General features: G+C 40.4%; 11 protein-coding genes. All 11 read right to left on the bottom strand.

All coding sequences use genetic code 11. The annotated features are described in order from the left end of the window. Positions 1-79: 79 nt before the first annotated feature. The 11 genes from EAF07_RS01215 to EAF07_RS01165 all read right to left on the bottom strand — a co-directional run bounded on the left by EAF07_RS01215 (position 80) and on the right by EAF07_RS01165 (position 18,567). On the bottom strand, positions 80-4,027 hold the full coding sequence (locus EAF07_RS01215) for a glycoside hydrolase family 2 TIM barrel-domain containing protein (protein WP_121834473.1): 3,948 nt from the start codon (positions 4,025-4,027) through the stop codon (positions 80-82). Positions 4,028-4,175: 148 nt separating this feature from the next. After that, positions 4,176-5,468: a response regulator transcription factor gene (locus tag EAF07_RS01210; RefSeq protein WP_121834472.1), complete on the bottom strand. Its 1,293-nt coding sequence runs from the start codon at positions 5,466-5,468 to the stop codon at positions 4,176-4,178. Next, a complete protein-coding gene (locus EAF07_RS01205; protein ID WP_121834471.1) occupies positions 5,468-7,111 on the bottom strand; it encodes a sensor histidine kinase in 1,644 nt (547 codons plus the stop codon). Before EAF07_RS01205 ends, EAF07_RS01210 begins: the two co-directional genes overlap by 1 nt. 8 nt (positions 7,112-7,119) lie before the next feature. Continuing rightward, a complete protein-coding gene (locus tag EAF07_RS01200; protein ID WP_121834470.1) occupies positions 7,120-7,725 on the bottom strand; it encodes a DUF624 domain-containing protein in 606 nt (201 codons plus the stop codon). A 256-nt stretch (positions 7,726-7,981) separates the two neighbouring features. Next, entirely contained in the window at positions 7,982-9,460 is a 1,479-nt protein-coding gene (locus EAF07_RS01195) for an ABC transporter substrate-binding protein (protein WP_121834469.1), read from the bottom strand. A gap of 121 nt (positions 9,461-9,581) precedes the next feature. Continuing rightward, positions 9,582-10,502 carry a carbohydrate ABC transporter permease gene (locus EAF07_RS01190; RefSeq protein ID WP_121834468.1) on the bottom strand — a complete coding sequence of 307 codons (921 nt, stop codon included), beginning with the start codon at positions 10,500-10,502 and terminating at the stop codon, positions 9,582-9,584. A gap of 12 nt (positions 10,503-10,514) precedes the next feature. Beyond that, positions 10,515-11,450 (bottom strand): ABC transporter permease, encoded by a 936-nt coding sequence (locus EAF07_RS01185; protein WP_121834467.1) that lies wholly within the window; start codon positions 11,448-11,450, stop codon positions 10,515-10,517. A gap of 327 nt (positions 11,451-11,777) precedes the next feature. Beyond that, positions 11,778-13,622 carry a beta-N-acetylhexosaminidase gene (locus EAF07_RS01180; RefSeq protein WP_121834466.1) on the bottom strand — a complete coding sequence of 615 codons (1,845 nt, stop codon included), beginning with the start codon at positions 13,620-13,622 and terminating at the stop codon, positions 11,778-11,780. Beyond that, on the bottom strand, positions 13,622-14,497 hold the full coding sequence (locus EAF07_RS01175; protein ID WP_121834465.1) for an ROK family protein: 876 nt from the start codon (positions 14,495-14,497) through the stop codon (positions 13,622-13,624). The genes EAF07_RS01180 and EAF07_RS01175 overlap by 1 nt, the downstream gene beginning before the upstream one ends. A gap of 143 nt (positions 14,498-14,640) precedes the next feature. After that, positions 14,641-17,280: an alpha-mannosidase gene (locus tag EAF07_RS01170; RefSeq protein WP_121834464.1), complete on the bottom strand. Its 2,640-nt coding sequence runs from the start codon at positions 17,278-17,280 to the stop codon at positions 14,641-14,643. A gap of 3 nt (positions 17,281-17,283) precedes the next feature. Beyond that, a complete protein-coding gene (locus tag EAF07_RS01165) occupies positions 17,284-18,567 on the bottom strand; it encodes a glycoside hydrolase family 125 protein (protein WP_121834463.1) in 1,284 nt (427 codons plus the stop codon). Positions 18,568-18,881: the final 314 nt, after the last annotated feature.

Here is an 18,881-nt window from a genome sequence, read left to right as displayed (position 1 = left end):
TAAGAAAGAAACAAATGATGCTGCTCTTATCAACTAGGAAGATATTCCATCATTTGTTTTCTTATTGATTTTTCAAATGTTAAGATTGTACCTCAATCACATAGCGATTATGCTGACTTCCATCTTCTGAGTCCGTTAAAATTATAATTCTATCCTGATGAATTGGAAGGACTGTAATAGCTGCGTGATGTGGTTCCGATTTAACAACAAGTGTATCAACTTCTGCACCTGACGCTACCAAATGAGAGGCGATATTCTCCTCACTCAATAATCGTTTGCCAAGCCTTAATTCTGTCAGATTAGCTGAAGAATGGCGCTCAAAATGTCCAATCACTGTGTACAATTCAATGTTAGCAATAGTCACAAAAGGTTGCCCTAGAGCTGTCTGTGGCGTATTTTCCAAATGGATGATCAACTCAACAGCAGATACAGGTTGCTCTAAATCATAGGTGATTTTGGTCAAGTCATTAACCTCTTCAACAGAGAAGACGTCACCCATGATTGGGAGTGCTTCTTCCAACTCATTTTTGCGCCATGAAAAGGTGACATGTTGTGGTAAACAGCTAAAAGCTTGATCTTGATAATAGTAAATCACAATTCGTGATAGGTACTGAGCAGTGTCGTAACTAAATCGAAAACTTGTTTGCAGATTTCCTGCTTGAGTGGCTTCACGATTTGACCACGCCTGTTTTTGCCACTGTGAAGAAGGATTAAAGTTCTCTTGAATAATTCCTCGTAGGTTTTCTCTGTTACAATTGTCACTAGTCTCTTCTGTTAATCTCACGACTGTCGGAGCCACATTTTGATTAAGATATAGTGTTTTTCTTGCGATACGAGCTGATGCAGTGACTGGCAACTGGTTCCCCATCACATCAGCAATGCCCGACACCACAACGGTACCTTCTTGATGCCATCTAGGAGTTTCAGGAAGTTGCCAACAAACTGGAAAATGAAGGGGCAATAGCTCGCCGCAAGCATTATAAACAGCTACAATCTCTGGCAAGACCACTTCTTCTCCCAGCTCCACCGCAAGGCTAATATTTCGAGCGGCCACACCTTTGGAAATCATTGAGATATGCACTGGAAAGACTTGCTCTACCCCCTCTGCCCGACCAAAGGCAATGCACTCACCTTTGCTCTCTAGCAGTTCCTTAATCAACGATTTATCGAAGGTGAGCGTTTTTTCAACAATGGTGAAATCTGAATAACGCAAATGAATCGTTTTTGGCAATCTTAATGGGCTATTTTTCTCAATATAAATCATCTTAGAGAGATTGTAACTGTCTAGTTGAGACAATGAGCTAGCCTGCTGTGAGGTAACTTCAAAGCTCAGTTGTTCATTTTTCAAGCCGTCTGAACTTGCTGTAATCTTGACCTCTCCGCTTTGTCCAGTCATCTTTATAATAGCTAAGGCTTGACCTGAAAACATCTGCCTATCGGCACAATGATAAGGATGGTGATCAACAGCATTTCCATTATCCATAGCTAATAATCTTGCCGGTCCCTCGACTTGAACAGTTACCCGATTTGTCGCAGACGAAACGAGATTTCCTTTTGCATCTTCAACAGCGATAGCTAAATAATACAAAGATTTATCTGTTACCTTATCTAATGGTTGAAACGGTGTCAATCTTAATCGCTCAGCTTTTCCAACCGTTGACACAACACTTCGCCCAACCGTCTCTGCTATCTCATGACCTTCCTTATCATAAGCGATAGCCTTCAATGAACCATATGAATAAGGAATATGCCAAGTTAAGTAAAGGTTTTGGTGGTCTTGAGATTGCCTATCATCCCCTGTATAAATCTGATAACGATGCCCACCAGTGGTCCATTTTTCTGTAAATGCCTTGGTCCCATAATCTGTTTCTTTGCCATCAGGGCCTGTGTGGACTAATTGCACCTTATTCGCATTTGAATAAACAACAACTTCTACCCTATTTTGCTCATCACGGGCGACAAGAGACTCCTCCCAACTAGGTAACAGATGCAAGGTTGTATCGGTCTGATGCCACTGACTGCGGTAAAAATAATAGGTGTCTTTTGGAAATCCAGCTGTGTCTAAAATACCAAAGTAAGAACTTTTCGGAGACGGCCATGAGGTGACTGGCCCAGGTCCAATACCGTTCCAAGGTGTTGGCTCTCCTAGATAATCAAACCCACACCACACAAATTCCCCCATGACAAAATCACGTGTGATAACATCATACCATGCCTCACTAGCAAGATGGCCCCAACTCACCGTATTTTGGTCATACGAACTGAGCTGTTTATCCTGCCGCTGCTCACCCTTTTTCACGTCATAAATCCCACGACTATTAATCGCAGAAGCCACTTCTGACCCATAAATGATCCAGTCAGGATGCATGGCATGGCTGTCATCATATTGTTGACCACTGGCATAGTTATAGCCAATGACTCCCTGGAAACGGCTACTGTTATGTAGTGCTTGAGCCATATCAATTGATACAGGAAATTGCAGTTTTAATTTATTATCACCAAAGGTTATGGGACGGCTGCCGTCTATAGCATCAATCCAATAAATCATTTCTGACAATAGCTGCGCGTAATTCTCACCACTCCCAGCATGACCTTCCATTAATTCGTTTCCAACAGACCACATAATCATGGCTGGGTCGTTTAAGCCACTTTTGACCATCTGCTTAAGATGAAAGTCATGCCATTCTTGCTCTGCTGATGTCACACCAATCAAATGGTCTGCGGTGCAACTGCCTATTGTTTGGTGAAACCATTTCGCGTAATCGTGACTATTTCCATTTTTGGCATATTCCCACGTATCAAAGGCTTCCTCAATCAGTAGCATGCCAAGCTGATTAGCCACATCTTTCAGGACACGGGCGGATGGATTATGCGTGACACGGATAGCATTAACTCCCATGTTTTTAAGGAGTTTCACTTGGCGTTCAATAGCATCGCGATAGGCGACTGCTCCCAGAGCACCCTGATCATGGTGCAGACAAACACCTTGCCATTTCATGGCTTGACCATTCAACAAAAATCCCTTGTCCTTATCAAATCCAAGGTAACGAAATCCTGTGACCTCATCATGCCTTTGAAGACAGATGCCATTTTTCAAAATCTCCACTCTGACCACATACAGTTGTGGACTAGTCAATTGCCATAATTTAGGATGAGATACCTGTAATTGCTCAGTAAATAACAGCGATTGTCCAGACGCCAGCTTGATTTCTTCTGACACACATGGATTAGCAGCGCTATTTAATTGCCCATCAAAACTTTTTTCAAAGAGTTGACTTCTAATCTGTACCGTCTCCTCTGTGTCACAGGCATTATGCAAGGCAATCTCCACCTGAATTTTTACTGGTTCGCCAGCGCGTAACTGTTTTTCTAGGTCAGGTGTTCTTATTCTGACACCGTACTCTTGCAGGTGTACCTTTGGCGCCACCTTTAAATGGACCGAGCGATAAATCCCACTTCCTGAATACCAACGGGAACTTGGAATGGGATTAACCACCTTAACCGCTATGCTATTTTCCTCGTTAGCGATGAGATAGTTGGTCAAATCAAAACTAAAAGGGGTATAGCCGTAGGGGTGATGCCCGAGATAAATGCCATTGACAAACACCTCTGTCTCAGCATAAGCCCCATCAAACTGCAAACTGACACAACCTTCAAGGGTAGCATCGCTTACCCAAAAGGCTTTCCGATACCAGCCAGTCCCACCTAGCTTATAACCACTTTCTGCTTCGCCATTTTGACTATAATCTTGAGTGATACTAAAATCATGCGGTAAATCAATCTCATCCCAACTGGAATCATCATAATAACGTGCCTCTGCATTTGACAGCTCTCCAAAATGAAATTTCCATACCTTATCAAGGCACAACCGCTCATCTGTCCCATCTACAACTAACAGATGATGCCACATTTCTGGACTAAAATAACTCCCTGAATGGTCACCAGTAGTCACTTCATCGTCTTTCCTAAGTGAGTTTCCTTTTTCTTTTCTAGTCGTGTTTGACTTTTCTTGTTCGTCATCTAACATGGTACAATGTCTCCTTTCTATTGATGTTTCTGATAGTCTAATTTTGATTTTGGATGAGTATTATTTCCACCCAATAATCTTTTGAGTTCAAAAAATAGCAGAGAGAAATCCTCTTTGTGTTTCCTCTCCGCTATGTTGTTGCTAATGGTCAGTCTTTTCGATTTCTGATTTGTTCACGGTAGGATTTAGGGGATTCTCCGCATATCCGTTTAAAGATTTTATAAAAATAACCAATGTTGGTGTAGCCTACTTGAAAACAAATGTCTTCAATATTAGCATTGGTTGATAATAAAAGTCCTTGTGCTATTCTGATACGTTCTTGATTTAGGAGTTCTGAGAAACTGGCACCCGTTTCTTTTTTGATAATTTGTCCCAGATAAACAGCGTTGAGGAACAAGCGCTCACTAACTGATTTTAGGGTAAGCTCTTTGTGATACTCTTGACGGATAATCTCTAAAATCTGCCCGACATGGCTATTGTATTTGTGCTGTGTAATCAATTCTCGGAGACGTTTATCGACTTCTGCCACCAATTCTGACAAGGTCTGAGATTGTTTGGCACCAGTGTAAAGAGGTTCAATATCATCGTTGCTCATACGATTAAGTTGCTGATAAACATCGACCATTAACTGAATGAAAAATTGACGAGTCAAATGGACAGGTGGGCAGGCCTTAGCAAAAGCGTCTTCTAGCAGAGGCAACCTGTCTAGCACCCCTTGAATATCCCCTGTCTGAACGAGAGGATAGAAGTCCTTATAAACCGGCATTTCGCCGTCACTGGTCGCCACAGAATGCTCGTAAAATAAACTCGCCTTGATAGTTTCCTTAACCCGATACATGGTCGTAGTGGCTAAAACTTCTTCTTGATAAACATAAGTTTGTGGCACCGTTGAACAGAGTGACACAAATAAGGCATTTTGCTCAATATGACGTACAACACTGACCAAAGCATCTGGCAAGGGGTCACGACTTGCCACAATATAAAGCGAGGATACTTGCAAGTTCTCTTTTAATTCTTGTATAGAGACATCGTCTCCTCTGAGAAAAGCTTGCGCTTGTTGACTTTTCTTCGTCCTCTGGGCAACGATTTGTTCCAGCAGATTGCGGAGGTCATTCTTGTTTATCGGCTTAACCAAATAATCTTTCACCCCTAGCGAAACGGCTTGTCTTGCATAATCAAATTCTTGGAAACCTGACATGATGATAAAATCCATTTCAGAAGACTGTTCTTTCAAGCTCGCAATCAACTCTAGGCCTGTTAATTCTGGCATCGAAATATCGGTCAAAACAATGTCTACCTGATGCTCTGAGGCATAGTTCAAAGCTTCTAAACTGCTATCTGCTGTATGGACAAGCTCAATGCCTAAAGCAGTGTAATCCACTAACCGCTTCATTCCTTCTAAAATCATGTATTCATCATCAACAATCATTAATTTATACATTAATTAGTTTCCCTTTCTTCGAGAGTCATCTTCACTAAAATACTGTAAGTGACACCGCCACCTGGTGTCTCTGATAATCGAATTGTATATGCCTCTCCAAAATGCAACAAGAGGCGTTCATGGACATTTAAAATACCAATCGAGCGCTCACCTGTCACAGGTCTCAATTCTCGCTGAGACAAGAGTTCTTGGTAGTCTGTCATAACCTTCTCAGGCATTCCTTTTCCATTATCACGAATCAGAATCTCTACCCCATCTGTTGTTTTCAAGACCTTCACACTTAGAGCATTATCACGTTTTGTCAGGTCAATGCCGTGCACAAAATAATTTTCCACCAGCGGTTGAATACAAAAGCGTGGCAGAATAATTCCCTCACATCCTGAATCAATATGGTAAGCATAGGCAATGGACTTTGGATACCGCATTTGGCAAATATAACTATGTTTCTCACAAAACGCAAGTTCTTCTGCGATAGTTGTCTCAGGTTTTTGTGAAATACTGCCGCGGAGCAGACTTGAAAACTCATAAATCATATCCGCTAATTCATCCTGATCCCTTGTCACAGCATACATTCTAAAGAACTCCAAGGTGTTATACAGAAAATGCGGGTTAATCTGTGCTTGCAAGGCCCTCATATCAGCGTCTTTTTGTGCTAATTGGAGTTGGTAAATCTCAGTAATATTTTTATCAAGCGAATCCAACATCTGATTAATATGATTAGCCAGCAACAAGTGTTCTTGACGCTTGGTATTGGTGTCAATGCGGACGCTATTATCTTCATTAGCAATCACCTGCATGGTGTTCACCAAATCCTCCACTTGGAATTGGTAATGGTAAAAAATACGCTTCAGCAAAAACAGCAAAATCCCTATTAAACCTAGGCTAGATAAGAAGATAAAGAAGGTTAAGCGAGACACCTCTTTGAAAATATAATCCTTAGAAACACCTACAGAAATAAGAAGATCACCATCCGCAAAATTACTGGTGTTTAACGGGTCTTTTGTCGGATTAAGACTATAAAAAGTATGCCCTAAACCATCCTTAATCATGGCTGAAACTGGAAACTCCGTTTCATTGGCAATCAGAGTCGTCAGATAATCTGTATCAATACTGATAAATACCGTCGCAAATAATTGGGCAGTGTAAGGCTCATACATCGCCATAGACAGGGCATTTTCTGGACTTTTATAAGACTGAGCAGCTATTTTACGACCACTTTTTAAGGCTCGGTTTGAAGTGAACACTTCCTTTTCACCAACCATGGCCAAATCAATTCCCTCAACAAAGTCATTTTCCCTGTAAATGCTGTTGATATTGTCATGAAAAGAGAGCTCAATCACATCCGCTAGAGGATGGCGAAGCAACCAAACTTGATAGTCACTCGGCGATTTGTGGAAGTAATTTTCAATCCCATCTAGCTTGTAACTGTCTCTCGAATAATTGTAAAAATCATTTTTCAAACGGCGATAGTAATAATTCATATCTTCCGTCAGTCGGCTCAGAACTTCTTGTTCCGCTTGCTCAACCGTGCGTAGGTAGCTAATGTAATTTGAATAAGCCACAATACTAGCAAAGAAGATAATAATGCCAATCGTTAGGTAAGAATAGGTTTTTAACAGGGAATGGATTAAAATCTTTTTCATGTTTCCCCTCATTCCATCATTTTCTGTTCTACTTGATGATAGATAGGCTCTAAGGTATCAAATAAAAACAATAACCACAAGATAGGGATAAAGACACCTATAATCAGCGACACCTTCCAACCAATGAACAGACAAATCGCTGTGCCGATGCCTAATTTGACAAAAGGGACAAGCCCTAAAAACACCGCAATGGATGACAGCTTAAGCCCTTCCACAAAAGTAAACGTATAATAAACCTGTAATTTGAGATAGCAAGCATAAACAGCCCATAGGTACAAAATCAGACAACAATTGCTCACCATCAATAACAAAACAATCAACTGTTGCGGTAGCTGTACCAAAAGAAATAGCCCGTAGCCTAAGAGGCCAATCAAGCCAACAATGACAACGAAGAAAGCATTCGCCTGCCAAAACTGGCGACGAAAGAGGCGATAAGCTTCTGTGAACTGATACTGATCAATCTCTAATCTATGCTCATGGTATAGGGTCAAGAGGACTGTCGCTGCTGGTGAAAATCCTAAAATAACACCACCACTAAGCAGTAAAATGACGAAAAGCATTCCTAGCTTCATCACAAAAAACAAACGGCTAAATATATGATCTAATCTGTCCATTTTTCTTTCCTTTCTCGACCTATCATTATACCATAAAAACGATTACAAATTTTATCAATTTGTTAATTTTAATACTGAACCCTGTTAAAATTGGAAACGATTTCCACCTTCATTCTAATATGATTTTGCCTAATACGGCGGCCATATTCCTTATACAAATCATGATTATTCGTTAGGTATAAAAAGATTCCAATACCTCTTGATACTGGAATCTATGTTAAAAGAATGGAATTGGAATCGTTAGCTTTCAACAGAATTATTTTTTATTTGCTAAGAAGGCATCGTATTGTTTTTGCATTTCTTCTTTAACTTTAGCGTATGAACCTTCTGAGTTCAATTTGTCCATCAATTCTTTGATGCCTTGTTCTGGATCTACTGTACCTGAGTTGATGCCAGGAGCATATTGTTTGATGATGTTTTGAACGCTAGTCACTTCTGTTTTCACTGGGTCAATGTTAAAGTTAAAGCCAAGTGTTGCTGCTTCAACTGCTTCTGCCAAAATTTTTTCAGCTTGAGCAACATCTGCATCTGTTACTTTATCAGTAACGTAAAGGATTTGGCTGTTACCAGTGTTCCAAGCTGACATACGTGTATCAGCTGCGTAACCGTCTAGCAATTTGATACGATTGTCATCTTTAGGATCTTTTTCCCAGTTTTCGCCTTCTGGACCAAAGACAAGTCCGTTGAGCAATTCTTTATTAGTGTTCAAGAGTGTTAACACTTCCATAGCTTTTTCTTTGTTTTTAGAGGTTTGTGAGATGACAAAGTTAGCTACTTGAGTGGTGTCATTTGTCTTATAAGCTGTTGTGATTGGCACTGATTTGATTTCGTAACCAGCTACTGTTGAAAGAAGGCTATCACCGAAGTCAGCTGGACCTTGTGTTTCTTCACGAACAAACCAGTTTTGAGTTGCTAGGTCATAAGATACATCTGATGTTGCGACATCTGCTGCAATGTAGCCTTTTTTGTAGAAATCGTGGAAAGTTTTAAGGTGTTCAACATAGCCTTCAACTTCATACGGATTGACAATTTTTGTTGGGTCGCCATCAAGGTTAACAACTAATGGTAGGTCACTCTTACCTGGAAGGGCAAAGTTCATGTGTGGTAGGCTAAATTTTGTCCAAGCAATCGGTGTTACTTCTGGTTCTTTTTCTTTGATGACTTTAAGAAGTGGTTCTAGATCTTTATAAGTCTTAACGTTTGAAATATCAAGGTTGTGTTTTTTCACCAAGTTCATGTTGAAAGATAGCATTTGTTGACTTGCCACATTTCCTTGAACTGGAACAGCGTAGATTTTACCGTTGATGGTATTACCTTTAATGTAAGCTGGGTCAAGCGCTTCATAGAGAGCCTTACCTTCTTTTTTATACAAATCAGTCAAATCTGCATAAGCACCTTTACCTGCATTCAATACATAGTTATTGGCAAAGGCAATGTCATAATTTTCACCTGAAGAAGTGATGATTGACATTTTTTCTTCGTAGTCACCCCAGTCAATGTACTGGATATTAAGTTTAGCGTCTAATTTTTCACCAATAATTTTATTGGCATTTTCCATCAATTTATCAATATTTTTAGGTGGTTGCCCAATTTGGTACATCAAGATTGATGTTTTACCATCTTCTGTCTTACCAGTGTTATTGGCTTTATTTCCTGTTAAGTTTCCGCAAGCAGTAAGTCCTGCAACTGCTGTCACACCTGCTAAAAATAATGAGCATGATTTCAAAAGTTTCATTGTTTTTCTCCTTTTATTTAATGTGTTTGACGATATGATTTTTGTATGTATGTGAATTTTGAAGGTTATTGTCCATTTGAATGATTACTATCACATCCTTTACTGTTTTTTCTAGTCACTCTTATTCCTTAACACCACCGATTGTCAACCCTTTGACAAAGTAGCGTTGGAAAAATGGGTAGAGGCAAGCAATTGGCAGTGTTGAAACCACCACAATCGCCATTCGAGTTGCCTCACGCGGCACGCTAGCTGCTACACTTGCAATATTCGCACCTGCGCCAGCATTTTGCGCCAAATAGTCGATATTTGACTGAATTTTCATCAGTAAATATTGGAGAGGAACTAGATTATCACTTTGGATGTAAAGAAGGGCATTGTACCAGTCATTCCAGAAGGCTAATGCCGTGAATAAGGAAATGGTTGCAATCCCAGGAAGGGCGAGTGGTAAGCAAATTTTAAAGAAAATTTTCAACTCGCCAGCGCCGTCAATGCGGGCTGATTCAATCAAAGAATCAGGAATAGTTTTCTTAAAGAAGGTTCTCATCACCATGATATTAAATGGACTTAACATCATTGGTAAAATCAAAGCTGCTACTGTATCTTTAAGGTTTAAGAACGAAGTCATAATGATATAAGTTGGAATCGTTCCAGCACCGAACAACATCGTAATCAAAGCCATCATGGTAAAGAAACGACGGTATTTAAAATCATTTCGTGAAATCGCATAAGCATAAAGCGATGTGAAGAAAACATTAACCGTTGTTCCAACCACTGTGATAAAGACAGTGATGAATAAGGCTTGTAAAATCTCATCCTTTAAGGTTAAAAGGTATTCATATCCTGACCAACTCAAACTTTCTGGCCAAAAAGAATAGCCATGTAAATTCAAGGATTTTTCATCTGTTAGTGAAATAACAATGACGAAGATGAAAGGAAGAATACATGAGAAGGAAAGAATACCAACCAATGTACTGAAAATCCAGTCAGTTTTTTTACTAAAGGAATGAATGCCGACATGATCAATTTGTTTCTTTTTTGCCATTTGTTCTCCTTTCTAAAAAAGTGCTGAATCTTTGTCAAAGCGTCTCACAATCATATTAGTTGATACAACCAAGAGACAGCCAACAATTGATTGGTAAAGTCCTGCTGCTGATGCCATCCCGATGTCTCCTGCTCCTGAAATACCATTATAAACGTAGGTATCAAGCACTAAAGTTACATCATATAGGGCACCTGAGTTTTTCGTTGTTTGATAGAATAATCCGAAGTCTGCTCGGAAGATATTGCCGACTGCTAAAATGGTCAAAATGGTAATCAATGGCACCAATTGTGGAATGGTAACATGTTTGATACGTTGCCACTTGCTTGCCCCATCAACAATCGCCGCTTCGTAATATGAAGGGTTAATTCCCATGATGCTTGCGTAGTAAATGATACTGTTATAACCAAGCCCTTTCCAAATACCTAAGAAAATCAAGATAAATGGCCAGTACGTCTTGTCGCTATACCAGTTAATCGGATTTAAGCCAATGGATTGCAGTAATTGGTTGACCAAACCTTTATCTGGGCTCAAGAATGCATAGACGAAAAATGAAATGATAACCCATGATAAGAAGTATGGGAAGAGCATTGTCGTCTGGTACACTTTTACCAATTGTCGAGAGCGTAACTCACTAAAGACAATAGCAATACCGACTGCTAAAATTAGTCCCAAAATAATAAATCCTAAGTTGTAAAGTAAGGTATTTCGGGTGATGATGTAAGCATCCGATGAATTGAAGAGGAATTTAAAATTGTCAAAGCCTATCCACTTGCTCTTCATCAGACTATCCACAAAGCCATTACCCGTATGCCTGTAGTCCTTAAAAGCCACCACATTTCCTAAAACCGGAATATAGAAGAAGAGAATCAACCATATCACACCGGGTAATACCATCAGCAGGAAGATAAGATTGTTTTTTAAGTCCTGCCACCTTTTTTTTCTTTTCATAAGGTCTCCTTTCCTTATTTTTAATCGCTTTCATTTTGTGATATTAGTATAACTTACTTTTTCACAAAATAACATGTTCTGATTAAAGCTAAACCTATACAAATTATAGACAGGAGAGAATATACTAAAAAAGTGTATTATACCTATCAAAACTTACTTTATCTGCTATCTTTCCAAATAACGCTTCTTATAGTAAAAGGAAAGCTAGTCAATAACTGCGCAAAATTATTACAAAATAGGAAGGCTGGACATGTTTTTGCCCAGCCTTCAAAGATGAGGATAAATCATTCCTCTTATAAATGGTATTAATCAGTCTCAATTTGCTAATTAAGTCGTGTAAATGGTTGAGGCTGTCGCCATGAGATGCCACTGATTAGCTGTTGTTGCCTTGCTATCACGGTAAAAATCATTGTGTGGCAATAATTCAACTTCTAATTCATCAAGACGCTCAAGGTGTCCTAAAACATAAGCTGTAAGGCGATCACTAGCTCGCTCAATACGAGCCAAGAGTCCTCCAAGACGGATATCAATCGTATCTAAGCCAAAGACTTTATTCTCGGTCAACCATTGACGGCTATAGGTACGATGAAACTCTTTGACAAGTCCTGCTAGCGTATCTAAGGTATCCAAACTGGCTTGTAGCGCTTTAATATCCTTAGTCTGATAGGCGACACGAATATCATGAGATAACCTTGCTTTGATCGCTAAAATGCGACAAAGTTTTTCTTGAGTTTCAAAGAGATAAGCTAGACGGTGATTACCTCTGGCAATCTCCGCCAGCTCTTCTGCTACCTGTGCATAATACTGACTGTCCTCTTCATGGGCAATATGCAAATCCAGCAAGGGGCAAAGGATATCCTGATACAAAATATACCGTCCAGGATTCATGCCATTCAATTGACCTGGGTTGCTTGGTGGGTGATTGGCGCTGTCAATTGCAAGGAAATCTGTAGCTGGTAGACCAAACAAGGTTTCAAAATGCTTTTCCCAACCACTGACACTATCTTGGTAAACAAGCTGCGCCCATGCTTGTAGGGTAGCTAAGACAGAGAATTGCGAACATTCACCGCCATTGTCTCCCCAACCAGTAATCGTTACTTGCTGTACACCTGCTTTCTTAGCGGCATGATGGGCTTCTGGGGCAATTTGAAGACTAAAACGATTATCAGGAGCGTAGCCAATCCATTTCCACGCACCACCTGCAAAAGCAATATTATCAGTTAATTGCTTATGGCGCTCAAAACTTTTTGTATAACGTTCCTCAGTCAACTGGTAATAATCCCAATAGATTAACTGCACGCGCTCTTTCAAGCGTGTTAAGTAACTATGGACTTCTTGATCAATTTGCAAAGTATCGTCTTTCGCATCCAGTAAATGGAAGAACATATCGCTCCACATCGAGCACGAAAAGCCGTAACTTTCTGCAATATCCAACACGCGCTCTAAATGCTGACACATGATAAGGCTGCGTTTTTGGTAACCATGTTCTGTTAAATAGCGCCCAAGCCCTAACATAAAGGCTTCATCCATACCGATATTGATACGACGTGTTTTGAGGTACGACAAGGTTTTGAACATTTGGTCAATCAGGTCATAGACAGCCTCACTACCCACAAGTAAAATATCATCGACATCACGCAGGTCTTGAACTTCCTTGACCTGCCATCTGACAAAGGCGCTCAAATGTGCCAAGGTTTGGATACATGGAATAAAGTCCATGCCGTAACGATTAGCAGTCGCTTCAATCTCTTGGAGTTCCTCAACCGTATATTTTCCACGGAAATAGCCAAAATAAGGCTGATTTTCTAATTCATAGGTATCCTCTAAGTATAATTGATAATTAGAATATCCCATAAGCGCTAAATCTTCTATTAACTGTTTGGAAGCCTCAACTGAAATCACACAATTACGTCCGCAATCAACCATATAGCCAAAATCAGGATAAGCTGACTTTTCTTGGATCGCAACGACTGTTTCTCCTTGGCGCAATGCAGTGGCTAAAAGCGTCAAACCTCGATAAAGCTGATGTTTTTCTTCAGCACAGATGGTGTAGACACCTGCTTCACCTGATACCGTTAGCCCTTGGCCACTTAGTTGGCAATTGAGAGTGACATCTCCCAATCCTAAACGTTCGAGTAAATGATTTGGAAAATCATCTTGTAGTTGTTTCATTAGTGTTCCCTTTCTTGAAGTGTGTTCATATAAGCGCCAATCAAATTGGCTGTATTCGTATAAGTACATGCTTTAATGGTAGGAATTTGCGGCAAATCTTCTGGAAATAATTGCTGTAATTGCTGCAAACGGTCATTAACCTTCTGAATAAAATACTCATTCTGACTAATGCTGCCGCCGATGCAAAGAAGTTCTGGGTCCAAAATGTAATGGAGATTCAATAGCCCTTGACACAGGACATCAATCATAGATGTTAATGCTTCTTGGCATACCAAGTCTCCTTTTTCTGCCATATCCACAATAGCTTTGCCATTTAGCTGATGGTATTTTTCGAGAGGATGAGCACGAACACGGCGAACGAGACTCCCTGTTGAAGCTAGTTGAGACCAATTTTTCAACGGAAAATCCATACCTTTAAGCATCATGTAGCCAAATTCTCCTCCGTAAGACCGAGCTCCTCGGAGCAACTGTCTATTGACAATCAGAGCTCCTCCTATCCCAGTCCCTACAACGATGCAGGCGCAGCTTTTAACCGTCGTATCACTGGCCAATTCACTAAGACCTACGCAGTTAGCATCGTTTTCCAAATAAATCGATAGCTGATACTCCGCCAATAACTCATACCAAGACACGCCGTGAATGTAAGGGATTGCCGACAGGCCTCCAATGGTTCCATCGCTGTAATTAATCGCACCTGGAACACTTAGAGAAATAGCAGTCACACCTTTTTGACGAATAATGGTATCCATATAGGAGAGTAAACCTTCTAAAGTTTGAGGCGTATCAATTTGCTGATAATTGATGAGCTGTAAATCACTAGCAATCAGAGCTGACTTAAGTCCTGTACCTCCAATATCAAAACATGCTACTACCATAACGGTCTCCTTATCTTTATTACATGAAGTGCATTTTGGGAAATACATCCCATATTGCTATTGTTAACGACCTTTAACCACTTGGGCGAATCATTGCTTTATAAAGTTTTTTGACGTTCCAAGCCATCCTCTTTTTACTTACTCTAGCGAGGGAATACCTGGCTAAGGATTTCTGTTCTAATTTCTTGTGGACCAATCTTTTGTGGTAATTCTCCTACAGGTTGTTCCAATAAGTCCACACCTTTTGCTTGATGGGTGATTTCTAAGGCTTCATCAGAGAGATTATAATAGCGTAACAAAGGAAGTCCCGTCTCTTCGGATGGTTTTAAAGCCGTCACATATAATTCAGGCTTTTCAAGAACAGGATGCTTGAATTGTCCAGTTGAAGGGCACCCACCTTCTTGGCGTGTTACTTGTCCAACATATAGAGGAAGCTGTAAGGTTTGAGCCCTATGAATCGCTTCGTAGTGCATAGTCTTAGAATGCACTTCAATCCCATAATGAACTTCTGAGACCCCTAGGCATTGAGCCTCTGGTGTTGGAAAGTCTCCCCAATCTCCGAGTTCTCCAACACTTCGCAAGAGCGTCAAAGCAATCTTACTCTTATCCAGAATCTCATATTCGTGAAGACCAATACTTGATACCGTCATACCGATAGTGTTATTATCCAACGAAATAAATGTGCGGTGACGTTGTGGATGATGAGGATTTTCCCAGTTTACCGATGGCGTATTTGGACGTTCTACCACTTCAAAAATACTATCCGCCAAATGAGTCTCAGCCTGTAAACCTGTCTCAATAATCACCCGCAAACGATGATCGAGCATGTGATTATCAAACCGCGTTGTGAAACTAAGTTGAGGGCTCTTACGGTATAGAGTAATTTCTGTTGTCACTTCCAGAGACGCCATTTGCTGACTTCGTCCAGCTTGGCGCTTGTAGTATTCAATTAATTGTTTTTGTTCTTGATATAAGGTTTCGTCCGCACCAATTGGAATGATTATCTGATGCTTAGCCATTGCCCTTTGATAAGTTGGTGTTTCCTCACTTATTGTAAAATCAATCAATCGACTGTAAATCGGTTGACTTGATTTAGGAGCAAAATGGGCATATTCATTACCAATATCACCCACATCTTCAAAGGTGATGAGATTAGTGATGCGATGGCCAAGTTCTTTATGAGTTAAAACAAGATGATCGCCATCACGCTCAAGCCTTACAAAATCATTTTCCAAATGGTCAGAACCTTCAACTTTTGGTAAAGCTGACGCTGGCTTAATCTGATACGTCTGCCATGAAAAGGCTGGCATGTCTTCAGCCACAAAGCTTACCCGTAATTTTCTGGCAAAAACGGCAGAGCGGAAGGCATCTGTTGGCAAATGGTAATCAAATTGCACACCCAAATCCTCAATTTCTGCCCAAATACGCTCACCATCTACTGTAAAAAGACCAAGAGGTGGTAAGGTAATATCTGCCATCTTTTGGTGGTGCTCAGCAAGCCGTCCATCTCTAAAATCCGTCTCATCAACAATCACTTCTACCGTCACTAACTTCGTTTGAGGAGAAGCACTGGTATTCACCACTGTAAAAAGATAACCATCTAAATCTTTGGTATCAAGGGTCCTAGACCAATTGGTAAACGTTTTCTCTGCTAAGTAATTGCCAACTTGCTCCACCTTTTCAAACCGTGTCATCATCTCACGGTGAACAGCATCGACGCTACAGCCACAAATACTGTCATGCGGTGCATTCTCCAAAAGTAGTTTCCAAGCATAGCGCATCTCATCTTTCGGATAAGGTTCTCCTGTGAGAACCACGAGTGGTTCCACCACTTGTTCTAGTAACTGGCTAGCTTTATCATTGGCCTGCTTCAGATAAATACGTGATGAAGCCGTATTTGCCAAGGTGTACCATCCATCGGTTTCCTGACTGGTTAATTCACCTCTAACCTGACTTAATTGCTCTGGCAAGGAATTTCTCACAGCAGCTATATAATCCTCAAAATTACTATGAACAAAGTCAATGTCAGGATATAATTCCCTTGCCACTCGAATGGCTTCTGAGAGATTTTTTTGTACCGGTTGATGGTCACACCCATTCATCATCAGAAGATGAGGGGTTGCTGCATACTTTCTAGCATCCTCTAACTTTTTATCCCAAAATCGCTTAGCTTCTTCTCGATCCGCTGGAATTTCATTACCATTACTGTACCAATTAGCAAAAAGAATACCTAAAATCTGACTGCCATCTGCCCCAGTCCAAATCATCTCTGAAAATTGAGACTGAAACTGCTCATCTGACAAGACTTGATTATCAAAACCAATTGGCTTTACACCACGTCCAAAAAAAGCAACCTCAATACCAGCTTGTTTCAACAACTGAGGCGTTTGCCCCATATTGCCAAAGGTATCAGGAAAATAGCCGATTTTAGGAGGTCTTCCCCATTGAAGACACTCAAGATGCCCAATTAACGTATTACGCACATTAGCTTCGCTACTGATGAGGTAGTCATCTTGCAAAATATAGAAAGGACCGACAATTAATTTTCCCTCACGGATATATCGTGCTAATTGCTCACGCTTATGTGGTCTAATCGCCAAATAATCATCCAATGCAATCAGCTGTCCATCAAGGTGAAAACTTTTGAATGCCTCATCTGTTTCAAAAAGCTCACACAAATCATCAATCAAGGTCACTAAGCGCATGCGATGTTCTTCAAAAGGAAGATACCACTCCCTATCCCAGTGACTATGGGAAATAATATGTACCGTTTCTCGTGTCATGTCTCACTCCATTCCTAAGCCGTAATAATCCAGCACTAATTCACAAAACATCATATTAGCCCAGGAGAACCATTCTCTCGAATACAGGCTTGGATCATCCACATGGAAACTTTCGTGCATGACACCTGTACCGCCATCACAAGTCACCATTAGATCCAGTAAGCGAGCTTTTTCGTCCTTATCATCTGTCGTCAATCCTTCAATAGCTAGAGCAATTGGCCAGATATAGCGATAAAAAGTGTGGGTACTTCCGCAACCAGAAGCATAAGTACCTTCGTAATAATAAGGATTTTCCTTGCTCAAAATGGTTCGTCTCGTCGCCTGATAAATAGGGTCTTGCTTATCACAATAGCCTAAGTAAGGTGCTGCTAACAAACTTGGCACATTAGGATCATCCATGATAGACTGATTGCCTAAGCCATCAACTTCATAAGCAAAGATAGTTTCTCCGTTAGCATTCTTCGTCAAACCATAAGTTTTGATACCTTGGTCAATAGCGTCACGTAAGTCCCTTGTCTTGTTCAGCAGAGCCTCATAGCCTTCTGGTTTTTGCGTTTCTAAAATGGTTATCACATAGCCCAGCACAACAACTGCAAACATATTTGATGGAATGAGGTAAGGATAAACACAAGCATCATCACTCGGTCTAAAACCAGACCAGGTCATGCCAGTATAGGCACAGGGATTACCTTTACCATTATTGGACAAGGTATCTTCCAATCGGTCGGTATCACGCTCAAAACGGTAGGGAGATTCCGCATGGTTCTGCTCAACCTTCCATGTATCAACAATCAGTTCAACAGTCTGATAAAAAGATGGCTTAAAATGAGCGGTTTCCCCAGTGACTTTCCATAGCAAATACGCCAGTTGCAAGGGATAGCAGAGCGAATCAACCTCGTATTTTCTCTCCCAAATACGACCTGTCATGGTCGTATGATCCGATTGGTGCCCACGTCCATTATCTTCTTGGTTAAAGGCATTAGCATAGGGATCGTGGCGGATAAATTCGCATTGCCGCTCAATCAATCCTAAAATGGTTTGTCGCAGTGCCAAATCTTCTTTTGCTAAAAATAGGTACGGTTTTATCTGCGCCGTAGAATCTCTGAGCCACATCGCAGGAATATCCCCTGTTAAGACAAAACTCGTTCCATCTTCTAAAATCGCAATGGTTTTATCTAAGGTATCGGTAAAACAGGTTTCAAATACCTTTCCCCAGCTAGGATGATCAGCCGTTTTTTCAGCAATTGTATCAAGCCAAGCACGCATCGTTGGTTTAGTGTAAATCATGTTCTCTCCTTCATTCATCATTTGTTGTAAAAGCTATTAACCGCGACAATATCTTCACTAAGCGATTAATGCTAATCCTTCACTCTTTAGTTTAGAAGAGATAACCAGTAATTCCCATACACAAATTAAACCCTTTTCTACACAAATATATGGTCTTCCCAACTTGCTATTTTTTTCCCTTGTTTCTTCTACTATAATGGCAGTAAGCATTATTGAGGTGGGAAATGTATTCTAACTTACTATTTTGTAGTTCTAACAGTTTGATGTAAAATCTGACGACTAAAACTTAATCTTCACGATTAGAATACATGAGT

The organism is Streptococcus hillyeri, assembly GCF_003686955.1.
Classification (GTDB): Bacteria; Bacillota; Bacilli; order Lactobacillales; family Streptococcaceae; genus Streptococcus; species Streptococcus hillyeri.
Note: the sequence above shows the minus strand (reverse complement) of the source record. Positions and strands in the feature narration are given on the sequence as shown.